24 protein-coding genes and 1 other RNA gene are annotated in these 22,338 nt (G+C 65.5%); 17 read left to right on the top strand and 8 right to left on the bottom strand.

Annotation, left to right across the window (positions count from 1 at the left end; genetic code table 11):
* The first annotated feature begins 114 nt into the window (after window positions 1-114).
* The 13 genes from rimP to ASG67_RS00300 all read left to right on the top strand — a co-directional run bounded on the left by rimP (window position 115) and on the right by ASG67_RS00300 (window position 13,602).
* Window positions 115-696: a ribosome maturation protein RimP gene (rimP, locus tag ASG67_RS00360; RefSeq protein ID WP_056526107.1), complete on the top strand. Its 582-nt coding sequence runs from the start codon at window positions 115-117 to the stop codon at window positions 694-696.
* Entirely contained in the window at window positions 696-2,450 is a 1,755-nt protein-coding gene (nusA, locus tag ASG67_RS00355) for a transcription termination factor NusA (protein WP_082543214.1), read from the top strand. Before rimP ends, nusA begins: the two co-directional genes overlap by 1 nt.
* A complete protein-coding gene (locus ASG67_RS00350; protein WP_056523750.1) occupies window positions 2,450-2,692 on the top strand; it encodes a tautomerase family protein in 243 nt (80 codons plus the stop codon). The genes nusA and ASG67_RS00350 overlap by 1 nt, the downstream gene beginning before the upstream one ends.
* Window positions 2,673-3,497, top strand: coding sequence for a DUF448 domain-containing protein (locus ASG67_RS00345; RefSeq protein ID WP_082543213.1), 825 nt, complete (start codon window positions 2,673-2,675; stop codon window positions 3,495-3,497). Before ASG67_RS00350 ends, ASG67_RS00345 begins: the two co-directional genes overlap by 20 nt.
* Entirely contained in the window at window positions 3,494-6,355 is a 2,862-nt protein-coding gene (gene infB / locus ASG67_RS00340) for a translation initiation factor IF-2 (RefSeq protein WP_056523746.1), read from the top strand. Before ASG67_RS00345 ends, infB begins: the two co-directional genes overlap by 4 nt.
* A 9-nt stretch (window positions 6,356-6,364) precedes the next feature.
* The gene (locus ASG67_RS00335; RefSeq protein WP_056523739.1) at window positions 6,365-6,754 is read left to right on the top strand and encodes a bleomycin resistance protein; all 390 of its coding nucleotides are present in this window, start codon (window positions 6,365-6,367) and stop codon (window positions 6,752-6,754) included.
* Window positions 6,747-7,139 (top strand): 30S ribosome-binding factor RbfA, encoded by a 393-nt coding sequence (rbfA, locus tag ASG67_RS00330; protein ID WP_056523736.1) that lies wholly within the window; start codon window positions 6,747-6,749, stop codon window positions 7,137-7,139. Before ASG67_RS00335 ends, rbfA begins: the two co-directional genes overlap by 8 nt.
* Before the next feature lie 93 nt (window positions 7,140-7,232).
* On the top strand, window positions 7,233-7,811 hold the full coding sequence (locus tag ASG67_RS00325; protein ID WP_056523731.1) for a thymidine kinase: 579 nt from the start codon (window positions 7,233-7,235) through the stop codon (window positions 7,809-7,811).
* Between the two features lie 41 nt (window positions 7,812-7,852).
* Window positions 7,853-8,770: a tRNA pseudouridine(55) synthase TruB gene (truB, locus tag ASG67_RS00320; protein WP_056523729.1), complete on the top strand. Its 918-nt coding sequence runs from the start codon at window positions 7,853-7,855 to the stop codon at window positions 8,768-8,770.
* Entirely contained in the window at window positions 8,767-9,036 is a 270-nt protein-coding gene (gene rpsO, locus ASG67_RS00315) for a 30S ribosomal protein S15 (RefSeq protein ID WP_056523727.1), read from the top strand. The genes truB and rpsO overlap by 4 nt, the downstream gene beginning before the upstream one ends.
* 158 nt (window positions 9,037-9,194) lie before the next feature.
* Complete coding sequence (gene pnp, locus ASG67_RS00310) at window positions 9,195-11,594, top strand: polyribonucleotide nucleotidyltransferase (protein WP_056523725.1); 2,400 nt, start codon at window positions 9,195-9,197, stop codon at window positions 11,592-11,594.
* A gap of 153 nt (window positions 11,595-11,747) precedes the next feature.
* Window positions 11,748-12,491: a GDSL-type esterase/lipase family protein gene (locus ASG67_RS00305; protein ID WP_156460585.1), complete on the top strand. Its 744-nt coding sequence runs from the start codon at window positions 11,748-11,750 to the stop codon at window positions 12,489-12,491.
* A 1-nt stretch (window position 12,492) separates the two neighbouring features.
* Window positions 12,493-13,602, top strand: coding sequence for an acyltransferase family protein (locus tag ASG67_RS00300; protein ID WP_056523720.1), 1,110 nt, complete (start codon window positions 12,493-12,495; stop codon window positions 13,600-13,602).
* Window positions 13,603-13,643: 41 nt separating this feature from the next.
* Here the strand turns inward: ASG67_RS00300 and ssrA are convergent.
* Window positions 13,644-14,046, bottom strand: a transfer-messenger RNA (tmRNA) gene (ssrA, locus tag ASG67_RS18125).
* A 40-nt stretch (window positions 14,047-14,086) separates the two neighbouring features.
* Between ssrA and ASG67_RS00295 the strand changes: the two genes are divergently transcribed.
* The gene (locus ASG67_RS00295; RefSeq protein WP_056523717.1) at window positions 14,087-14,518 is read left to right on the top strand and encodes an RrF2 family transcriptional regulator; all 432 of its coding nucleotides are present in this window, start codon (window positions 14,087-14,089) and stop codon (window positions 14,516-14,518) included.
* On the opposite strand, the gene ASG67_RS00290 is transcribed toward ASG67_RS00295, so the two are convergent.
* The 4 genes from ASG67_RS00290 to ASG67_RS00275 are packed head-to-tail and all read right to left on the bottom strand — an operon-like array spanning window position 14,515 to window position 17,111.
* Window positions 14,515-15,045 (bottom strand): NUDIX hydrolase, encoded by a 531-nt coding sequence (locus tag ASG67_RS00290; protein WP_056523714.1) that lies wholly within the window; start codon window positions 15,043-15,045, stop codon window positions 14,515-14,517. The two genes, ASG67_RS00295 and ASG67_RS00290, sit on opposite strands and share 4 nt — an antisense overlap.
* Window positions 15,042-15,704 carry a TPM domain-containing protein gene (locus ASG67_RS00285; protein ID WP_056523712.1) on the bottom strand — a complete coding sequence of 221 codons (663 nt, stop codon included), beginning with the start codon at window positions 15,702-15,704 and terminating at the stop codon, window positions 15,042-15,044. Before ASG67_RS00285 ends, ASG67_RS00290 begins: the two co-directional genes overlap by 4 nt.
* Complete coding sequence (locus ASG67_RS00280) at window positions 15,704-16,501, bottom strand: TPM domain-containing protein (RefSeq protein ID WP_200940675.1); 798 nt, start codon at window positions 16,499-16,501, stop codon at window positions 15,704-15,706. The genes ASG67_RS00285 and ASG67_RS00280 overlap by 1 nt, the downstream gene beginning before the upstream one ends.
* Window positions 16,502-16,508: 7 nt before the next feature.
* Window positions 16,509-17,111, bottom strand: coding sequence for a LemA family protein (locus ASG67_RS00275; protein WP_056523709.1), 603 nt, complete (start codon window positions 17,109-17,111; stop codon window positions 16,509-16,511).
* A 154-nt stretch (window positions 17,112-17,265) separates the two neighbouring features.
* Between ASG67_RS00275 and mscL the strand changes: the two genes are divergently transcribed.
* On the top strand, window positions 17,266-17,709 hold the full coding sequence (gene mscL / locus ASG67_RS00270) for a large conductance mechanosensitive channel protein MscL (RefSeq protein WP_056523705.1): 444 nt from the start codon (window positions 17,266-17,268) through the stop codon (window positions 17,707-17,709).
* A 3-nt stretch (window positions 17,710-17,712) separates the two neighbouring features.
* On the opposite strand, the gene ASG67_RS00265 is transcribed toward mscL, so the two are convergent.
* Window positions 17,713-18,648, bottom strand: coding sequence for an L-threonylcarbamoyladenylate synthase (locus tag ASG67_RS00265; protein ID WP_056523702.1), 936 nt, complete (start codon window positions 18,646-18,648; stop codon window positions 17,713-17,715).
* Window positions 18,649-18,687: 39 nt separating this feature from the next.
* Between ASG67_RS00265 and ASG67_RS00260 the strand changes: the two genes are divergently transcribed.
* Together ASG67_RS00260 and ASG67_RS00255 are read left to right on the top strand one after the other, a co-directional pair.
* Window positions 18,688-20,403, top strand: coding sequence for an acyl-CoA dehydrogenase (locus ASG67_RS00260; protein WP_056523699.1), 1,716 nt, complete (start codon window positions 18,688-18,690; stop codon window positions 20,401-20,403).
* Between the two features lie 71 nt (window positions 20,404-20,474).
* Window positions 20,475-21,296, top strand: a complete 822-nt coding sequence (locus ASG67_RS00255; RefSeq protein ID WP_056523696.1) for an arylamine N-acetyltransferase family protein — start codon at window positions 20,475-20,477, stop codon at window positions 21,294-21,296.
* Here ASG67_RS00255 and ASG67_RS00250 read toward each other — a convergent pair.
* Window positions 21,293-21,649: a GntR family transcriptional regulator gene (locus ASG67_RS00250; RefSeq protein ID WP_056526101.1), complete on the bottom strand. Its 357-nt coding sequence runs from the start codon at window positions 21,647-21,649 to the stop codon at window positions 21,293-21,295. The two genes, ASG67_RS00255 and ASG67_RS00250, sit on opposite strands and share 4 nt — an antisense overlap.
* Window positions 21,650-21,684: 35 nt before the next feature.
* Complete coding sequence (locus ASG67_RS00245) at window positions 21,685-22,257, bottom strand: nitroreductase (RefSeq protein ID WP_056523693.1); 573 nt, start codon at window positions 22,255-22,257, stop codon at window positions 21,685-21,687.
* Window positions 22,258-22,338 lie beyond the last annotated feature (81 nt).

Raw genomic sequence — 22,338 nt, 5'->3', positions numbered from 1 at the left:
AGACTTGTTTATGCCCCGGCCTTTGCGTATAGCGCACTCGCTTTCTCTTACATCGTCAGGTGCAAGGGGCTGCGGGGCCGGGCTCCGCGGCGGCAACCACTCATGGAGCATCGCTTGGTCGACATCGCCGCACTTTCCGCCCTGATCGAACCCGAAGCCAAGGCGCTGGGTTTCGAACTGGTGCGCGTGAAGATGACGGGCGGCAAGTCCGACCCGACGTTGCAGATCATGGCCGAGCGCCCCGATACGCGCCAGTTGATGCTCGACGATTGCTCGGTGCTGTCGCACCGCGTGTCGGACATGCTCGACGCGCTGGAGGCCGAGGGCCGCGACCCGATCGAGGAAGCGTACCGGCTGGAAGTCAGCTCGCCCGGCATCGACCGGCCGCTGACCCGCCTGTCCGACTTCGCCGACTGGGCAGGTCATGAGGCGCGCATCCGGCTGGTCGAGCCGGTCGAAGGCCGCAAGCAGTTGACCGGCGAGATCGTCGGGGTCGAGGGTGACCGGGTCACGATCGATCTCGGCAAACACGGTCGCACCGAGATCGGCTTTTCCGATATCGACAATGCCAAGCTCACGATGACCGACAAGCTCATCGCCGCCACCGCCCCGCTGTCCAGCGAAGGCGCGGACGAATTCGAAGACGCGCCCGACGACATCGATGTCGATCTGGCGACAGCAGAGGATAAGCACTGATGGCCACGGCCACCGCCAACCGCGCCGAACTGATCGCGATCGCCAATTCGGTCGCGACCGAAAAGATGATCGATCGCGCGATCGTGATCGAGGCGATGGAGGACGCGATCCAGCGTGCCGCCCGCACCCGTTACGGGCAGGAGATGGACATCCGCGCCAAGCTGGACGCGACGTCCGGCGACCTGCGCCTGTGGCGTGTGGTCGAGGTGGTGGAGCTGGTCGACGACCTGTACAAGCAGGTCAACGAGAAGGACGCGCAGAAGCTGCAGAAGGGCGCCGTCGTCGGCGACTTCCTGGTCGATCCGCTGCCACCGATCGAATTCGGCCGCATCCAGGCGCAGGCGTCCAAGCAGGTCATCTTCCAGAAGGTCCGCGACGCCGAACGCGAGCGCCAATTCGAGGAATTCAAGGACCGCCAGGGTGAGATCATCACCGGCGTCGTCAAGCGCGTCGAATTCGGTCATGTCGTCGTCGATCTGGGCCGGGCCGAGGGCGTCATCCGCCGCGATCAGCAGATCCCGCGCGAAGTGGTGCGCGTCAACGACCGTATCCGCTCGCTGATCATGAAGGTGGTGCGCGAGAATCGTGGGCCGCAGATTTTCCTCAGCCGCGCGCATCCCGACTTCATGAAGAAGCTGTTCGCGCAGGAAGTGCCGGAAATCTACGACGGCATCATCACCATCATGGCCGCCGCGCGCGATCCAGGCAGCCGCGCCAAGATCGGCGTCATCAGCCGCGATTCGTCGATCGATCCGGTCGGCGCGTGCGTCGGCATGAAGGGCAGCCGCGTGCAGGCCGTCGTGCAGGAGATGCAGGGCGAGAAGATCGACATCATCCCCTGGTCGCCGGACATCGCGACGTTCGTCGTCAACGCGCTACAGCCCGCCTCCGTCAGCCGCGTCGTGATCGACGAGGAAGAGGAGCGGATCGAGGTGGTGGTGCCTGACGACCAGCTGTCGCTGGCGATCGGTCGTCGCGGCCAGAACGTCCGCCTTGCCAGCCAGTTGACCGGCAAGGCGATCGACATCCTGACCGAGGCCGATGCCTCCGAGAAGCGCCAGAAGGAGTTCGTCGCGAATTCCGACCTGTTCCAGAACGAACTGGATGTGGACGAGACGCTGGCGCAGTTGCTGGTGGCCGAGGGCTTCAGCAGCCTGGAAGAGGTGGCCTATGTCGAGCTCGACGAGATTTCGAGCATCGAAGGCTTCGACGATGGTCTGGGCGAGGAGCTTCAGAGCCGTGCGCAGGAAGCGCTCGATCGTCGCGAACAGGCCAACCGCGAACAGCGGCAGGGCCTGGGCGTCGAGGATTCGCTCGCCGAGCTCCCGTATCTGACCGAAGCGATGCTGGTGACGCTGGGCAAGGCGGGCATCAAGACGCTCGACGATCTCGCCGATCTGGCAACCGACGAGCTGGTCGAGAAGAAGCGCGCCGAGCCGCGTCGCCGTAACGAGGACGCACCGAAGCGTCCCGAGCCGAAGGGCGGCATCCTGGCGGATTATGGCCTGAGCGACGAGCAGGGCAACGAAATCATCATGGCGGCGCGCGCGCACTGGTTCGAGGATGAGGACGCGCCTGCCGCTGCCGAAGCCGTCGACGAGGACGCGACCGTCGAGGAAGCGGGCGAGGAGCCTGTTACCGAGGCCGAGGTGGCCGAAGTCGAGGACACGATCGTCGAGGAAGCGACGACCGAGGAAACCGGGACTGACGAAACCCCGGTCGATGGCGACGCCGACGAGGACAAGAAGGCCTGATGCCCTTCGTCAGCATCCGTATCTCCGGCTCGGCGACGAAGGACCAGAAGTCCGCCATCGTCGCCGACGTGACCGAATCGCTGGTCAGGCGGCTGGGCAAGAACCCGGCCGCCGTCCAGATCGTGATCCAGGAAGTGTCGCTGGAGAATTATGGCGCCGGCGGTCAGTTGATCGCCGACCGGGACGCCCCCAAGGTCGCGCCCCAAGTGCGGGAGGACGCGCATGCGGACCCCTCACAATGATACCGCCCGCGTAAGAACCGGCAGCAAGAACAGCGTCGCCCCGGACACCGAAGGTCCGGTGCGCAAGTGTATCCTGTCGCAGGACCGTGACAAGCGTGACCATCTGGTCCGACTCGCGCTGGCGCCCGATGGCCAGGTGCTGCCCGACGTGCGGGCCAAGGCGCCCGGTCGCGGCGCGTGGATCGGTGTATCTCGCGTGGAACTGGAAGCGGCCTATGCCAAGGGCCGGTTGCGCGGGGCGCTGGCGCGCGCATTCAAGACCGGCGACTTTACGCTGTCGGCGGAACTGCCCGCCCAGATCGCCGCCGCGCTGGAGCGCAATGCGCTCGACCGGCTCGGGCTGGAAGCCAAGAGCGGAACGCTGTTGAGCGGCACCGACAAGATCGAGGCGGCTGCCCGTTCTGGACAACTCCACGCCCTGTATCACGCCGCGGATGCGGGCGAGGACGGAATGCGCAAACTAGCGCAGGCGTGGCGGGTCGGCCGCGACATGGAAGGTTCCGACCTGAAGGGGTTGGCGTTACCGATCGCTCGCCCCATATTGTCGTTGGCGCTGGGACGCGAAAATGTGGTACACATTGCGCTGACCGACCGCGCTGCGGCGAAGCGGGTGAGCGAAGCGCTCGACCGCTGGCTGCATTTCATCGGACCTGAACCCCTGACGGGCACCGCGCAGAGTAGCACTTTGCCAGGACCCAACTCGGCCCCTTGCGAAACGGCCTCGCAAGGCGCATCGGCGCACCGCTCCGTCCCAGACGGAACCGAGGCGTCACCGGCCGCGACTACGCACGAGGAATTTGAGTGAGCGACACCGACAACGAAAAGCCGAAGCTCGGAATGCGCGCGCCCCTGGGGCTGCGCCGCACGGTCGAGACCGGCAAGGTGAAGCAGAGCTTCAGCCACGGCCGTTCGAATACGGTGATCGTGGAAACGAAGAAGGCACGCGTCCTGCGTCGCCCTGGCGATCCCGCCCCTGCCGCCGAAGCGCCCGCCGCCGTCGAGACCGCACCGGTCGCGGCGCCGGTTCAGGTTGCCCCTGCCCCCGCGCCACGCCCGGCACCGTCGAACGAGACGGCGCAGGAGCGTCAGGCCCGGATGCTGCGCGATGCCGAAGACCAGCGGATGCATTCGCTGGAAGACAATCGTCGTCGCGAGGAAGCCGCGCGTGCGCAGGCCGCCGAGGACGAGCGCACCCGCGCCGCCGAACGTGCGCTCGCCGCACAGGCGCCCGCACCGACGCCGGAGCCCGCTCCCCAGCCGGTCCCCGCCCCGGCACCCGCGCCCGTAGAGGCAGTCGCCCCACCGGCGCCTGCCCCCACCGTGACGACGCCGGCTGGCCGTGGCTTCCGCCCGGTCGAGCGGCCCGTGCCTGCCGCCGAGCCAGAGCCTGCACCTACGCCCTTGGCCGAAGCGGCTGAGCCGGTTGCGGCACCTGAGCCGACCCCGGTTCCTGCACCTGCGCCAGCGCCAGCGCCGACCAAACTGGTCGCGCCGGTTCGCGCCGCTGCGCCGACGCCGCCACCGGCGGTCGAACTGACTCGCGATCCGTCGATGCCGGCACCGCGCCGGTTCTCGCCCGTCGCTCGCCCGGAAATTCCGAAGCCGCAGCCAAAGCCGGTCGAGCAGCCCGCGTCGGCTCCGGTCGCCGCAGCCTCCTCGCCATCGGGCGGTGGTGCATCAAGCGCCGGCCGGCCGATGCCGGCTGGTCAGGCGACGCCGCGCAACGCGCCGCCCAGCCGTCCGCAGCAGCGTGATCGCAAGGGTGACGAGCGTCGCGGCGGCAAGCTGACCGTCAACCGTGCGCTGGGCGACGATGGTGCACGGTCGCGCAGCCTCGCCGCGCTCAAACGCGCGCGCGAGAAGGAAAAGCGTGGCTTCGGTGGCCCGCGCGAGGTGCAGGCCAAGCAGGTCCGCGACGTGCAGGTTCCCGATTCGATCACGGTGCAGGAACTCGCCAACCGCATGGCGGAAAAGGGTGCCGACCTGGTCAAGACGTTGTTCAAGATGGGCATGCCCGTCACGATGACGCAGTCGATCGATCAGGACACCGCCGAACTGCTGGTGACCGAATTCGGCCACAACATCGTCCGCGTCAGCGATTCGGACATCGATCTGGTTTATGACACCACCGAGGATGCGGTTGAAACGCTGCGTCCGCGTCCGCCGGTCGTCACGATCATGGGTCACGTTGATCACGGCAAGACGTCGCTGCTCGACGCGTTGCGCGGGACCGATGTGGTGCGTGGCGAGGCCGGTGGCATCACCCAGCATATCGGCGCCTATCAGGTCACGCTGAAGGACAAGTCGAAGGTCACGTTCCTCGACACGCCGGGCCATGAGGCGTTCACCCAGATGCGTGCCCGCGGTGCAGACATCACGGATATCGTGGTGCTGGTGGTGGCGGCCGACGACGGGCTGATGCCGCAGACGATCGAGGCGATCAACCACACCAAGGCGGCCGGCGTACCGATGATCGTGGCGATCAACAAGATCGACAAGCATGAAGCGAATGCCCAGCGCATTCGCGAGCGTCTGTTGAGCGAGGAGATCGTCGTCGAGGAAATGGGCGGCGACGTCCAGGACGTCGAGGTATCCGCACTGAAGAAGACCGGTCTGGATACGCTGATCGAGAAGATCCAGTTGCAGGCCGAGTTGCTCGAACTGACCGCCAATCCCGATCGTCTTGCCGAGGGCACGGTGATCGAGGCCAAGCTGGACAAGGGTCGTGGCCCTGTTGCGACGGTGCTGGTCAATCGCGGTACGCTGAAGATCGGCGACATCTTTGTTGTCGGTGCGGAGAGCGGCAAGGTCCGGGCGCTGGTCGACGACAAGGGTCGCCAGTTGAAGGAAGCCGGCCCATCGATGCCGGTCGAGGTGCTCGGCCTGTCCGGCGTGCCGTCGGCAGGCGATCCGTTGCAGGTCGTCGAGAACGAGGCGCGTGCCCGCGAGGTCGCCGCCTATCGTCAGAGCGTGTTGACGCAGAAGCGCACCACCACCGCCCCGGCGAGCCTCGAGAGCATGTTCTCGGCGTTGAAGGCCAATGCCGCGATCGAGTATCCGCTCGTCGTGAAGGCCGATACGCAAGGGACGGTCGAGGCGATCGTCGCATCGATCAACAAGATCTCGACCGATCTCATCAAGGCGCGGGTGCTTCATTCGGGCGTGGGCGGCATCACCGAGAGCGACGTGACGCTGGCGGGTGCATCGGGCGCGCCGATCATCGGCTTCAATGTTCGCGCCAATGCCAAGGCACGCGAGATCGCCGATCGTCAGAAGGTGGCGTTGAAATATTACGACGTCATCTACGACCTGATCGACGAGATCCGCGCCGGCATGGCGGGTGAGCTTGGCCCGGAGGCTTTCGAAACGGTCGTCGGCCGCGCCGAAATCCGCGAGGTCTTCTCGGCGGGCAAGCACGGCAAGGCCGCCGGTCTGCTCGTTACCGAGGGCAATATCCGCAAGGCGCTCAAGGCACGTATCACCCGGGCCGATGTCATCATCTATCAGGGCGAGATCGCCAGCCTTCGTCGCTTCAAGGACGATGTGCCGGAGGTTCGTGCCGGTCTGGAGTGCGGCGTAACGTTCACGCAGAACTTCGTCGACATCAAGCCGGGCGACTATCTCGAAACGTTCGAGGTCGAGATGCGCGAACGGACCCTGTAAGGGGACATCATGTTCGGCGGGCCGATACCGATCCTGCGCAGTTTCGACGAAGCACGGACAAAGGCGTTCTATATCGACTTCCTCGGGTTCGAGATGGTGTTCGAGCACCTTTTCGAACCCGGATTGCCGCTCTATTTCGGCGTCCGCCGCGGCGAGTGCCAGTTGCACGTGTCGGAACATTATGGCGACGGATCGCCGGGGGCCGCGGTGCGGATACCGGTCGATGACGTCGTTGCCTATGCCGCCGCATTGCGCGCGCACCATCACGGCAATGCACGGCCGGGTATCCCCGGCAGCACGCCATGGGGCACACGCGAGATCACGATCACTGATCCGTCGGGCAATCGCCTGACTTTTTATTCGACCGACCCAGAGCGGCAGGACGACACCGATGCGTAACGACGACACCGCCCCCGAAAAGTCGGTCCGCACGCTGCGTGTCGGCGAGCAGATACGCCACATCCTGTCGGGCATCCTGCAGCGCGGCGACGTCCATGACGAAACACTGGCAAAGCACCTCGTTTCCGTCACCGAAGTGCGGATGTCGTCCGATCTTCGCCACGCGACCGTGTTCGTCAAACCGCTGCTGGGCAAAGACGAGGCCGCGGTATTGAAGGCGCTGCGAACCAATACCGCCTATTTGCAACGCGAAGTCGCCAACCGTGTGCAGACCAAATACGCCGCCAAGCTGAAATTCCTCGCCGACGAGAGCTTCGACGAGGGCAGTCACATCGATCAGCTACTGCGTGCGCCGAAGGTGGCACAGGACCTGGCCGACGATTGACGATCGGCTGCGGGTCCTTTTATGTTTCCCGGGCCACATCGCCCGTAGAGCTGGTAGATAAATAACCATGCAGACGGATGTCGCGAACCTCTGATGGCCAAACTCTATTTCTACTACGCCAGCATGAACGCGGGCAAATCGACCAACCTGTTGCAAGCGGATTTCAATTACCGTGAGCGGGGAATGGCAACGATGCTGTTCACCGCCGCGCTGGACGATCGCTATGCGCCGGGGACGATCGCGTCGCGGATCGGGCTGTCGGCGCCGGCGACCATGTTCGATGGGGAAACCGATCTGGAACGCTGTGTTCTCGATCGCCATGCGGCAGACACACTGTCGTGCGTACTGGTCGACGAAGCGCAGTTTCTGTCGCCGGTGCAGGTGGATCAATTGGCGCGCATCTGCGACCGGATCGGCATTCCAGTGCTCGCTTACGGCCTGCGCACCGATTTCCGGGGGGCGCTGTTCCCCGGATCCGCGCGGTTGCTGGCGCTAGCGGACGAACTGACGGAGATCAAATCGGTCTGCGTATGCGGGCGCAAGGCGACGATGAACCTGCGCGTCGACGCCGATGGCCAAGCGTTGGCGGAGGGGTGCCAGACCGAGATCGGCGGCAACGACCGCTATGTAGCGCTGTGCCGGCGGCATTTCAGCGAGGCGCTCGGCAACTGACAGGACTGGCGTCGCCGGCCCGACCCGCTATCGCCGCGCGGATGCATGGCTGGATCATCCTCGACAAACCGCTGGGCCTCGGTTCGACCCAGGCCGTCTCCGCAGTAAAGCGCGCGCTGCGCAATGGCGGCTATGGCAAGTTCAAGGTGGGCCATGGCGGCACACTCGATCCGCTGGCGACCGGCGTGCTGCCGATTGCGGTGGGTGAGGCGACGAAGCTGGCGGGCCGGTTGCTCGACAGCGACAAGATATATGCCTTCACGATCCGGTTCGGCGAGCAGACCGATACCCTGGATGGCGAAGGGGCGGTGATTGCCACCTCCCCCGTACGACCGACGGTGTCGGCGGTGGAATCGGTGCTGGCGCGGTTCACGGGGCCGATCGATCAGGTGCCGCCGGCCTACTCCGCGCTGAAGGTGGATGGCGAGCGGGCCTATGATCGCGCCCGGGCCGGGGAAGAGGTGGTGCTGAAGAGCCGGGCGGTGGTGATCCACGACCTTCGATCCTCTGCCCTTCCCCAAACCGAGGAGGAACTGGAAGAAGCGACGTTTATCGCCCATGTGTCCAAGGGCACGTACATCCGCAGCCTCGCCCGCGACATCGCGCTGACGCTCGGCACGGTTGGCCATGTCACCATGTTGCGGCGGATCAAGGCGGGGCCGTTCGGGCTGAAATCGGCGATAACGCTGGACAAACTGGCCGAATTGGGGCAGTCGCGCGCCCTTGAAGGCATACTCCTGCCGTTGAGGGCGGGGCTGGACGACATCCCGGCTTTTCCCCTCACCCCCGACCAGGCAGGGGCGCTCCGCCAGGGGCGTGTACTGGACGGGATCGCAGCCACCGATGGCGCGGCCTTTGCGATGCTCGACGACGTCCCTGTGGCGTTGGTCGATGTGATCGCTGGCGAGGTTCGCGTCGTCCGGGGTTTCAATCTGACGATGTCGAAGGAAGAAACATGACGATCACCGCAGAGCGTAAGACCGAGCTGGTCAAGGAACACGCCCGCCAGGAAGGCGACACCGGCTCCCCCGAGGTGCAGGTCGCGATCCTGACCGAGCGGATCCGCAACCTGACCGAGCATTTCAAGGGTCACAAGAAGGACAACCATTCGCGCCGCGGGCTGCTGATGATGGTCAACAAGCGGCGTTCGCTGCTGGATTATCTCCGCAAGACCGAAGGCCAGCGTTATCTGGATCTGATCGCGAAGCTGGGTCTTCGCAAGTAATCGGAAGGGCGCCCTTAGCGGCGCCCTTCTCGTATCTGCCCCATGCAATTCGGCGTGAGGGCACAGGGGGCGACAACTCGCCCCATACCGCCACGGACCGGTTACGTTCGTGAGACAGGCCCCGGCCGGGATTGGCCCGCCGGAGTGAAGGAAATCAGATGTTCGATACCAAGAAGGTAGAAATTCAATGGGGCGGCAAGACGCTGACCCTCGAGACGGGTCGTGTTGCCCGTCAGGCCGACGGCGCGGTGCTCGCGACGCTCGGCGAAACGGTCGTTCTATGCGCGGTGACCGCCGCCAAGAACGTTAAGGAAGGGCAGGATTTCTTCCCGCTCACCGTACATTATCAGGAGAAGTTCTCCTCCAGCGGCCGCATTCCCGGCGGCTTCTTCAAGCGCGAGCGTGGCGCGACCGAGCGTGAGACGCTGGTCAGCCGCCTGATCGATCGCCCGCTGCGCCCGCTGTTTCCGGAAGGCTTCTACAACGAGATCAACTGCATCGCGCAGGTGATGAGCTATGACGGCGAGAACGAGCCCGATCTGCTGGCGATGATCGCCGCATCGGCCGCGATGACGCTGTCGGGCGTGCCGTTCATGGGCCCGATCGGCGCCGCGCGCGTCGGTTATGAGAATGGCGAATATGTCCTGAACCCATCGGACGCGCAGGTCGCCACCGGTGAGCTCGACCTGATGGTCGCCGCGACGCATGATGCGGTGATGATGGTGGAATCGGAAGCCAAGGAGCTGTCCGAGGACATCATGCTCGGCGCCGTCATGTTCGCGCACAAGGCGTCGCAGGACATCATCAACGCCATCATCAAGCTAGCCGAACAGGCTGCCAAGGAGCCTTGGGAGCTGAAGGTTCAGGCCGACAAGGCCGACGTGAAGGCCAAGCTGAAGAAGCTGATCGGCAAGGATCTGGAGGCAGCATACAAGCTGACCGACAAGCAGCAGCGCCAGACCGCGATCAACGACGCCCGCGCCAAGGCGCGCGACGGCATGGCCGACCTGAAGGACGGCGATCCGCAGGGCTACCTTGCCGCGCTGAAGCTGGTGAAGAAGCTGGAAGCGGAGATCGTCCGCACCGCGATCCTGAAGACCGGCCGCCGCATCGACGGCCGCGACACGAAGACGGTCCGTCCGATCGCCGCGGAAGTTCACTTCCTGCCGCGCGCGCACGGTTCGGCGCTGTTCACCCGCGGCGAGACGCAGACCATCGCCACCACCACGCTGGGCACGCGCGATGCCGAGCAGATGATCGATGGCCTGAACGGTCTAAGCTATCAGCACTTCATGCTGCACTACAACTTCCCGCCATACTCGGTCGGTGAAGTCGGTCGGTTCGGGGCGCCGTCGCGTCGCGACATCGGTCACGGCAAGCTGGCATGGCGCGCGCTGCACGCCGTGCTGCCGACCAAGGAGGAGTTCCCGTACACGATCCGCGTGACGTCGGACATCACCGAGTCGAACGGTTCATCGTCAATGGCCACTGTCTGCGGCGGTTCGCTGGCACTGATGGATGCGGGCGTGCCGATCAAGCGCCCGGTTTCGGGCATCGCGATGGGCCTGATCCTGGAAGGCAAGGACTTCGCCGTCCTGTCCGATATCCTGGGTGACGAGGATCACCTCGGCGACATGGACTTCAAGGTCGCCGGTACATCCGAAGGCATCACCAGCCTTCAGATGGACATCAAGATCGCCGGTATCACCGAGGAGATCATGAAGGTCGCGCTGGCACAGGCGAATGAGGGCCGTGCGCACATCCTGGGCGAAATGGCCAAGGCGCTCGATTCGACGCGTTCGGAACTGTCGGCGCACGCACCGCGCATCGAGAGCTTCACGATCGACAAGTCGAAGATCCGTGAAGTCATCGGCACCGGCGGCAAGGTGATCCGCGAGATCGTCGCCACCACCGGCGCCAAGGTCGACATCGACGACGAGGGCGTCATCAAGGTGTCGTCGTCCGACCCCGCGCAGATCGAGGCGGCCATCGCCTGGATCAAGGGGCTGGTCGAAGAGGCCGAGGTCGGCAAGGTCTATGACGGCAAGGTCGTCAATCTGGTCGATTTCGGGGCGTTCGTAAACTTCATGGGCGGCAAGGACGGTCTGGTCCATGTGTCCGAGATCAAGAACGAGCGCGTCGAGAAGGTGTCGGACGCCCTGTCCGAAGGCCAAGCCGTGAAGGTCAAGGTCCTCGAGATCGATCCACGCGGCAAGGTTCGCCTGTCGATGCGCGTCGTCGATCAGGAAACCGGCGCCGAGTTGGAGGACACCCGTCCTGCCCGCGAACCGCGCGAAGGCGGTGATCGTGGTCCCCGTGGTCCGCGCAGCGGCGGCGGTGATCGTGACGGCGGTGGTCGTGATGGCGGTCGTGGTCCCCGTCGCGAAGGCGGCGGCGGTGGCGGCGAGGGTCGTGGCGGCCCGCGTCGTGACCGTGGTGATCGCGGCCCCCGCGCCGAGGGCGGTGACCGCCCACGTCGCGAAGGCGGCAATGGCGGCAACGACGACGGCCCTGCGCCCGAGTTCGCGCCGGCGTTCCTCAACAACGACCGCGACTGATTTTCGTCTTCCAGCGAAAATTGGCGAAAGGGGCTCGGGCGACCGGGCCCCTTTTTCGTTGGCGTCGGGCCTTTGCTTTTTCGGGGACGGATTAATTCGGTTCTAACCGTCATCGGGCAAGTTGGCCGCGTTTCGCCACGATACGGATGATGCGTGCCTACCCGACCTATTCCTGCCGATCATCGCCGCGCATGGGGACGGCGGATGCGATCGATCGCCACCGCCTGTGGCGTATTCGTCCTTGCGGTGGGCAGTTATCTGACCTTCGCCAAGGCCGTCGCCATCCACCGGGAAGCGACCGCGCCGCTGCCGGACACGGACGGACCGACAGGCGGATGTACGTTGTGGTTCGTCGGCAGCTCGACGATCGTCAAGTGGCAGACGCTGTCGACCGACATGGCCCCGTGGGACGCGCACGGCCGCGGCGTCAACGGCGCGTTGATCCCGCAACTGACGCACTGGGTCGGCAATGAACCGGCCGGTCCGGCACCGGCGGCGATCGTCTTCTATGGTGGCGAAAACGACCTCGACACCGGCGCGACGGCGGCCGGGGCGATGACGTCGTTCGAACGCTTCATGGCGCAGAAGGCTCGTCGATACGGTGCCTTGCCAGTGGTGGCGATCTCCTTAAAACCCAGTCCGGCGCGTTGGTCGGAACGGCCGCAGCAGACGGTTTTCAATGCTGCGCTCCAAAAACTGGCTGCGACGCGCGACGATCTGGATTTCATCGACATCCGCCCGCTGATGCTGGTGAACGACCGGCCGGGGCCGTTCTACACCGATGACGGGATCCATATGAACGCCGCCGGCTATGCCAGCTGGACCGCCTGGCTCCGCCCTGCCCTCGCCCGTTCATTACCACAGGAAACGGTCAGGCGGTGCGGGGCGGCGGGCTGATATGTCGACGCAAGCGGAGGGACGGATCGAGGGCCTGTGCGCATGGCGGGCGATCCTGATGCTGGGCGGCCCGTTGCTCCATGCAACGATGGGGCGAGAGGATTATCCGCCGTTCATGGCGATCAACATCATCTCCGGATCGTTCCGGATGGGGTCGTTCTTTATGATCGCGGGATTGCTCAGCGGCTTCGCGATGGCGCGTCGACCCTGTCCGACCATGTGGATGCGGACGCGGTTGGTCCAGCTCGGCATCCCCACCGCCTTCGGTATGTTGGTGATCTGCCCGATGATCGGACTGCTCACTATGGAAGGCTCGGATGAGCGGATGCCGATCAGCCTGTACCATCTGTGGTTCATGGTCACGCTGATCGGGTACACGATGATGGCCTACGCCGTGCACCGCGTCGACCGACGCTGGCCGGTGTTCAGCTATGTCGAACGGCGGACGAGCAGGGCGCGGGTGCGCCAGACGATTGTGCTGGTCGGCACCGGCACGCTGTCGTTCCTGCTGATGATTCAGACACTGGCGCTGACAAGCGCCGTGACCGGCCGCTACGCATCGCTGACGACGCAGTTGCCGCTGGCGATCGGTTATGCGCCGGTTTTTCTGCTAGGGCTGGCGGCGGCGCGGGTGCCGACCCTCCGCCGCATCGTAACCAACGGATTCCGGATGCCGGCGCTGATCCTGATCGGTGCAGCGAGCGCACACATCCTGTGGCGCCTGCCGTGGCGGCCGGCCATTGATCCGGTGCTGGCGGGATCGATCGACGATCTGTTGCTGGTCGCCGCCGCCGCGTTTTGTCCACCCGCCGCCGCCGCGCTGATCCTGCGATCGGCAAATGCGATCCGCCATGTCCCGCCCCTGCTGCGGCGGTTAAGCGATGCCTCGCTGACCATGTACATCCTGCACTATCCGATCATCGCCGCGTTAAAGCTGATGATCGCACCGTTGGAATGGCATCCGTGGGTGGAATGGGTGCTGGCCGTCGTCGTCGCGGGCGGATCGTCCTATGCCATCCATGCCTGTCTGGTCGAACGATCGCCTGTCGCCGCACTGTTGCTGAACGGTCGACCCCTACCGCGCCCGGTGCAACGAACTGCGTTTGCGTGAGTCGAGGCGACGGACAATCGTTCGTGCAATGTCATAAGGCGAGTGGGGAGCTTCTGTTGCCCGGTGCTCCCCGTACCGCTGGAATCCGCTTCTGTTGCCCGGTGCGGTCCAACCGCGCTATCTTGGAGTAACCTTAGGCCGTGAGGCCCTTAGTTACGCCGCAATCGCGAGTGCTTCGTTATCGTTGGCACTTGTGTAATGGGCCGTTGCGGTGGTCCCATTCCGAGCAAAAACGGCGCCTTTCAATACACGTCGATCCTGGTTCGACCCCGTCAGCTGAACCGCCCCTTCCCCGCTGAAAGCAGGTGGGCGGCGGTGCAAATGGTGGAGTCGCCGGGTACTGCCCCCGGGTCCGCTGCATCTAGTCTACGCCGCGATTTATCGCCATAGTCGGGCGAACCCGACACATTGGATATAGGGAGCCGCGCGCGCCGGTGCAAACGCCTTTCGCTCGCCACAAAGCGGGTCCATAGGGCTGACCATCATGTTGACCCAGCGTTCCCGTTATGGCCTTCGATCGATGCTGTTGCTGGCGGAAGTGCCGCCGAACAGCCCGCCGACGCCGATGACGCGCATCGCGGCGGAAGCGAACGTGCCGCGCAAGTTCCTGGAACTGATCCTGGCCGACCTGCGCGATGCCGGACTGGTGACGAGCTTTCGCGGCAAGATGGGTGGATATGTGCTGGCGCGGCCCGCGCACCTGATCTCGCTGGGCGATATCATCCGCGTGATCGAGGGGCCGCTGGCGCTGGTCCCCTGCGTCAGCCGTACCGCCTATCGCCGCTGCACGGACTGCAAGAGCGAGGCGGATTGTGCGATCCGGCATGCAATGATGCGCGTGCGGGACGAAACCGCGCGCATCCTGGATGGTACCAGTCTGGCGGATGCGACGGCCGTGGCGCTCGTCGCCGCCTAAGCAGCGCAATCGGCGATCGTCGCCTGATCGAGCAACAGCAGGATTTTTGCGTCGATGCCCAGTCCGGATGTGCGGGCAGCACGAACGAAGGCCGGCACGTCGGCGGTTGCGACATGGTGGACGGTGATGTCTTCCTCCGGCGATCCGCCGCCCGCGCCGGTGCGGACGAGGCCGGTGGCCCGCACGACCATGAAGCTCTCCGACGTCATGCCGGGCGAGGAATAGAACAGCCCCAGTTCCTCGATCTTGTCCGCGAGGTAGCCGGTTTCCTCCTCCAGTTCACGCCGGGCGCCATCGACGATCGACTCGCCCGCGCTTTCGTCACCGACCAGGCCGGCGGGTAGCTCGATGCAACGGCGGCCGATCGGAATGCGGAACTGCTCGACCAGGATCAGCCGCCCCGCCTCGTCAGTCGCAACGATCACCGCCGCGCCGATCTGTCCCTGTCGTTCGGCGTATTCCCATGTGCCCTGCTGGCTGACCTTCAGGTAACGGCCCTCCCACATCGTCCGTGTGGGGTCGCTCATAGTTCGATCAGCCGGTCGGGCAGTTCGTTCACGTCCATCTCCGTCTTGGGTACATATTCGGCCAGTACCGTACCGATCCGATCGACCGCTGCGACCAGCCCCGCCGCAGGTCGGCCCGCGCGGACTTCATCGACCAGGGCAGTCATCGCCTCGCCCCAGGCCTCGTTCGGCACGCGTCCGTGGATCGGGCTGTCGGTGACGATCTCGGCCAGATGTTCGTCGAGCGACAGATAGAGCAATACCGCTTCGTGCGCCTTCGTTCGCCGGTCGGCACCCAGCCGGAACGCGCGCACCGCCTGCCGCCTCACCCGCCGCGCCTTGGTAGCGCGGGGCGTCAGTTTCAGGCGCAGCGGCATCCAGGCGAGGGCAAAACGAACGATCAGGAACGCCACCGTCTGCGCCACGAGCAGCGCGAACAGCCCCTGTTCCAGTTGCCAGTCGCCCCAGCCGGTGTCGCCGACCATCAGCAAGGGGGGATGGATAGCGGCGATTGCCGTCACCGCCAGCACGGCCGCCACCGCGTAATGCAACGCGACGTCGTGATAGGCATCGGAGCGTTCGGCAAGGACGGTGACGATCTCGCCGTCCGTCCCCGCCTCTGCGCGCTTGACCGCCGCCGCTACGGCATCGCGACCCGAGCCATCCAACAGCGACACCATCACCAACCGCCCGAGGCGCCACCGCCCCCGAACGATCCGCCACCACCGGAAAAGCCCCCGCCCCCGGAAAAACCGCCGCCGCCCCAGGAAGACCCGCCGCCGCTACCGCTGCCGAGACCGGGACCCCACAGCACCACCGGCGCGATGCCGCCGCGATAGCGCCGCCCCTTGGCACGGCTGACGATCAGCGGCAGCACGACGAATACGATCACTACCGCCCAGAAGATCGCAACGGCGATGTCGCCGTTGCTGGCGGCCTGTTTCTTCGGCCCGGCCGCCTGCACCTGCGCCTGGGCGCGGCGTTCGCCTGCCTCGAGCGGCAGTTTCAGCTGCTCGGCGATCGCTTGCGCGCCGGCGACGATGCCACCGCCCATGTCACCTTCACGGATGCGTGGCAGTATGGTCTGGTTGACGATGACGCTGGCCAAAGCATCGGTGACGATCGGTTCCAGTCCGTAACCGACCTCGATCCGCACCTTTTTTTCGTTCGGTGCGACCAGCAGGATAACGCCATTGTTCGCGCCATCCTGACCGATCTTCCATGCGCGACCGAGGCGATAGCCATAATCCTCGATCGAATAGTCCTGCAGACTCGGTACGGTCGCCACCACCAGTTGGCGCGACGACGCCTGTTCGACCTGCGCGGACAGTTGATCGAGCTGCTGCGTCTGTTCGGGCGTCAGCAGCTTGGCGGCATCGACCACCCGGCCCGACAGGGGCGGAAACGTCTGCGCGGTTGCGATCCCTGCCGTGATCAGCAGGAACAGGCCCAGCAGCCAGCGGAACATGATGGTCATGCTCCGGTCAGTTCGTGTTGCCGAAATCCACGCGCGGCGCCGATTCCGCGTTGGTCGCGGTCGCCTTGAACGGGGTCATCGGCTTGGCGCCGTAGAAGATCTTAGCGCCAACCGCGTCGGGGAAGGTGCGGATGCGGGTGTTATAGTCCTGCACCGCCTGATTATAGTCGCGCCGCGCGATGGTGATGCGGTTCTCCGTCCCCTCCAGCTGCGATTGCAGCGCCATGAAGTTGGCGTTCGACTTAAGGTCCGGATAATTCTCGGTGATCGACAACAGCCGGCCGATCGTGCCGCCGAGCGTGTTCTGCGCGGCCTGATACGCCTCTACCTTGGCCGGATCGGTCAGGTCGTCGCCGGACACCTGCATCGACGTCGCCTGCGCGCGGGCCTGGGTCACCTGCGTCAGCACCTCGCGCTCCTGCTTGGCATAGCCCTGCACGGTGGACACCAGATTGGGGATCAGGTCCGCGCGACGTTGATATTCGTTCTGCACATCGGCCCAGCGGGCCTTGGCGTTCTCCTCGGCGGTCGGGATCGAATTGACGCCGCAGCCGGCGAGCGGGACGGCAAGCGTGGCAACGAGCGCGACCGGGGCGAATTGGCGGAACATGCGACCTCCTGATGATCCTGTCCTATTGATATAGGACACGAGCATCGCCGGGCGAAGAGGCAATCGTATTCGGGCTACGGACCCGTCATCATCGTTGCCGTGTCGATGTTTAATCCGTAGCGTCCGACAGGGTGCAGCAACGGGAGACACAACGATGCTCAAGGAATTTCGATCGTTCATCGCGCGGGGCAACGTGCTGGATCTGGCGGTCGCGGTCATCATCGGTGCCGCATTCGGCAAGATCGTGACGTCGCTGACCGACGACATCCTGATGCCGATCATCGGCAAGATCTTCGGTGGCCTCGATTTTTCCAGTTATTTTGTGACGATGGGGCCAGTGCCGGCCGCGTTGCAGGGATCAAGTGACTATGCCGCGTTGAAGAAGGCGGGTGTACCGCTGCTAGGATATGGCGAGTTCATTACCGTCGCGGTGAATTTCGTGATCGTCGCCTTCATCATCTTCATGGTCGTTCGCTCCGTTAACCATGCGACGACGCTGCTGGAGCGGGAAAAGGAAGATGCCGCCGCGGCTGAGCCGGTTGACGTCGCCTTGCTGCGGGAAATCCGCGACGAATTGCGGGCGCGTCCGAAGGTCTGATTTCTATCGGTGCGCGGCGCGGCTCAGCCGATCGTTGATCGCCGCGCCGATCCCGGCCGGCGGGATCGGCGCCACCGCGATGCGCTCCGCCGAGCCCTCATCGGCGCGATGCAGCGCGGCGAACAGGCGCCCGGCGGCCTCCACCGGATCGCCAGTCGCCGATAGCGTATCATCGCCGGCAATGGCGCCGAAGCCGATCAGCCATTCGCCGGGCAATGCTTCAGTCGCATTAAGCCGGAGTGGCTTGGCGGGGGCATAGTGCGTCGGCAGCTGGCCCGGTGCGGTGATCCGGCCAGCCGACGTCAGCGTGGCGCCGCCGCCGGGCAGGACGCGGGCAATCTCCTCGGCCGTGATCGGCCCTGGTCGCAACACATCGCGGCCGGCAACGATCGTCGATTCCACGCCCGCCGCGCAGGCGCCGTCGTCGATCACCAGCGGCACCGCTTCACCCAGACTAGCGAAGACATGCGCTGCCTCGGTCGGGCTCAAGCCATTGCTGCGGTTGGCGGAGGGTGCGGCGAGCGGGCGTCCAGCCGCCGCGATCAGCGCCTGCATCGCACGGTGCGTCGGCACCCGGATCGCCACTGTATCCAGCCCCGCCGTCACCAGGGACGCGATCGGCGCGCCGGGCCGCAGCGGCAGCACCAGTGTCAGCGGCCCTGGCCAGAATGCCGCCGCCAGCGCGTGTGCATCGTCATCGAACACGGCCAGCTGCCCAGCCATTGCGGCGTCGGTGACATGCACAATCAGGGGGTTGAACGAAGGCCGGCCTTTGGCGGCATAGATGCGCGCAACCGCCGCCGAATCACCGGCGTCGGCAGCCAGGCCATAGACCGTCTCGGTCGGCACCGCGACGATGCCGCCGGCGCGAATCAGCGCCGCCGCCTCGGCGATGGCGGCCGTGCCGTAAGGGCGGATACGCGGGTTTGAAGTGGCCATGATTGTCGGCCTATACCAGCCGAAAAGCCGGAGAGAACCTTGCCCTTCACACCCCCCGTCGCCGAACAACGATTCGTGCTGACGCATGTCGTCGGCCTGCCCGATCTGGCCACCACCGACCGCTTTGCCGCCGCGAGCGAGGATGTGGTCGATGCGGTGCTGGAGGGGGTTGGCCAATTCGCCGCCGGCGAATGGGCGCCGCTTGCGCGGATCGGCGATACGGTCGGCGCGAAATGGACGTCGGCGGGCGTGCGGATGCCGGAGGGCTACGCCCAGGCCTACCGCGATTATGTCGACAATGGCTGGGGAACGATCGGTGCGCCGGAGGCGTGGGGCGGACAGGGTCTGCCGTTCGCGCTTCAGACTGCTGTGCTCGATACGTTGGGCGGCGCGAACATGGGCTTCGCGCTGTGCCCGACACTAACCGTTGGCGCGATCGAGGCGTTGCTGCACCACGGCTCGCCCGAGCAACGAGAGGCGTATCTGCCGCATCTGTCGACAGGCGCCTGGACCGGCACGATGAACCTGACCGAGCCACAAGCGGGCAGCGATGTCGGTGCGTTGCGCGCCACGGCCACTCCGCGTGGCGACGGCACGTGGAGCGTGCGCGGCACGAAGATCTATATCTCGTTCGGCGATCACGACATGGCAGACAACATCGTCCACCTCGTCCTCGCCCGAACGCCCGAAGCACCGGCGGGGACGCGCGGCATATCGCTGTTCCTCGTGCCGAAATACCGGCTCGATGCTGACGGCAAGCCCGGCGCGTTCAACGACGTCACCGTCGTGTCGATCGAACACAAGATGGGCCTTCACGCGTCGCCCACCTGCGTCCTGTCGTTCGGCGATGCCAGCGATTGCATCGGCGAGCTGATCGGGCCGGAGCATGGCGGGATGCGCGCGATGTTCACGATGATGAACAACGCCCGCCTGAACGTCGGTTTACAGGGCGTGCAAGTAGCCGAGGGTGCGACACAGGCGGCGGTGACCTATGCGCTCGACCGGGTGCAGTCGGCGCGGGCGGGCGGCAACAGTCGCGATCCGGTGCGGATCATCGAGCACCCAGACGTGCGCCGGATGCTGCTCAGGATGAAGGCGCAGACGCAGGCCGCGCGCGCGCTGGTCTATTACGCCGCGGGGCAGGTCGATCGTGCCAATCTGGGCGATGTGGCGGCCAGAGAGCGGCTGGAGTTGGTCACGCCGCTGGCCAAGGCACACGGCACCGACATCGGTAACGAAGTCGCGAGCCTCGGCATCCAGGTTCATGGCGGCATGGGCTATGTCGAGGAGACGGGCGCAGCGCAGTTCTTCCGCGATGCCCGCATCACGCCGATCTATGAGGGCACGAACGGCATCCAGGCCGCGGATCTAGTCGGGCGCAAGTTGGGTCTGGGTGGCGGATCGGCATTTGCGGTGCTGATCGCCGATATGCGGGCGGAGGCGGCAGCGCCGGAGCTGATCGCGCTGATCGATGCCTGTGAAACGGTCGGCGGACATCTGGCGCGGGCGGGCCAAGACGATCGCCTGGCGGGCAGTTATCCATTCCTGACGATGCTGTCGATTGCGGCGTGTGGCTGGCTGATGGAACGCCAAGGCCGCGCGGCGACGGGCGACGATGGTTTCGCGGCGATGAAACGGGCGAGCGTGCGCTTCTATCTGGAACAGCTCGTGCCGGAAGCGCTGGGCCTGCGGGCAGCGGCGATGGCCAGTGCGGAAATGCTGTACGCGGTGCCGGCGGAGGCGTTCGCCGCCTGATCCCGGCCATCCACGGCAACGACGGGGCGCTGTCTTCACCAATTCACCCTGTCGTTCTAAAGACCCCGGCCATGTTCGACCTCAACACCTATCTCGCCCGTATCGACATGCCCGCCCGCCCCACACTCGATGCCGCCGGGCTGGGCCGGCTGCAACGGTCGCACCGGTTGGCGATTCCATTCGAGAATCTCGACGTCATCCTTGGTCGCGGCATCGCGATCGACAGCGATAGCGTGTTCACCAAGCTGGTGACCGACCGGCGCGGCGGATATTGCTTCGAGCATAACCGGCTGTTCGGCGACGCGCTGGGCGAATTGGGATTCGACCATCGTCCGCTGCTGGCGCGGGTCTGGCTGGGCGGCGGCGATGCGGTGCCGCCGCTGACGCATACGCTCAGCCTGGTCGAGATAGACGGCCAGTCTTGGATCGCAGATCCCGGCTTCGGCGGCAGCTACGCGCCCGCCATGCCGCTGGTCGAGGGGGCCGAGGCCGCGGCACCCGATGGTGCTCGCTTCCGCCTGACCCGGTCGGATCTGCATGGCTGGATGCTGGAACGGCATGGCCCGGCGTCCACCACCGACGGGCGCGGCACCGGCGATGGCTGGCAACCGCAATATAGCTTTACCGAAGCGATGGTTTTCGACGCCGATCTGGCGATGGGCAACCTTTGGTCCTCGACCGCGCCGACCAGCCGTTTCCGACAGTTGCGCGTTGTCAGCATCATCCTGCCGCACGGCTTCGCTACGCTGACCGATGCGAATTATCGCCGCCATGCTGCCGGCAGCGACACCGCCGCGACGATCACCGACCGCCGCGTCTATCGGATGCGGCTCGGCCTGATGTTTGGTATCGCGCTCAGTGTCGAGGAGGTCGCGGCGCTCGGCCTGTTCTAGGCCCGCTCACGCTCCAGCAACTCGTCCCAGTTCAGGCCGAGCAGATTCACCGCCTCGACGATACGCGGCCAATGGAGGCGGTGGAACGTCTCGCGCTCTGCATCCAGCAGCTTTTCGGCGGCGCCCGGCAGCACGAACATGCCGACGCCGCGTCGCACCTCGACATAGCCATCATCCTGAAAGCTTTGATACGCCTTGGCAACGGTCAGCGGGTTCGCGCCATGTTCGGCGGCAAAGGCGCGAACGGAGGGCAACTGGTCGCCGGCTCGGTATGCGCCGCGCAGGATACCCGTCGCGATCTCGCCGCGCAGGCGGAGATAAACGGGACTGTCCTCGTTACTTAGCGCTGTCATGCTGGGATAATACAGCAATGGCCGGTCTTGTCGACTCACCAGTGCGATACGATCCGGTCAAATTCGGGACGCGGTCGCTCGTCGAGTGGCCGGCTGGGTGTACCGATGAACACGAAGCCGACGATGCGTTCGGGCGCAGCGCCGAACGCGTCGCGGACTGGATCGCTGTACGCTGGCCACCCAGTCAGCCAGCCGCCCGCGAAGCCTAACGCGTTGGCGGCGTGCAACAGGTTCATGCACGCCGCCCCCGCCGACATCTCCTGCTCCCATACCGGGATCGGGCTGGCGGCCTTGGGCGATGACAGAACCACCACCAGCGCCGGAGCTTGGTGCGCGAACTGGTTCATCCCCGCGATTTCCGCCGCTGAGGCGGTCGGTTTCTCGGCGAGATAGGCGTCGGTAATCAGCGTCGCCAGGGCATCGCGGCGATCGTCGGCTACCACGACGAAGCGCCACGGTGCGAGCTTGCCATGATCCGGTGTCCGCGCGGCTACCGCCAGCATCTGCATCAGCGTATCGGCGTCCGGCCCCGGTGCGACCAGATCGCGCGGCTTCCCGGAGCGTCGGGTGGCGAGGAACGTGGCGGGCGAAGAATGGTCGTTCAGCATCGCTGCGCCACGTAGGCATCCCGGCCCATATTTACACCCGCCCCGATGACGCTAGGGTCGCGCGCAAAGCGTGGAGAGTTG

Source organism: Sphingomonas sp. Leaf339 (assembly GCF_001426195.1).
GTDB lineage: Bacteria > Pseudomonadota > Alphaproteobacteria > Sphingomonadales > Sphingomonadaceae > Sphingomonas.
The sequence above is the reverse complement of the archived record's forward strand: the minus strand, read 5'-3'. Positions and strand labels throughout refer to the sequence as shown.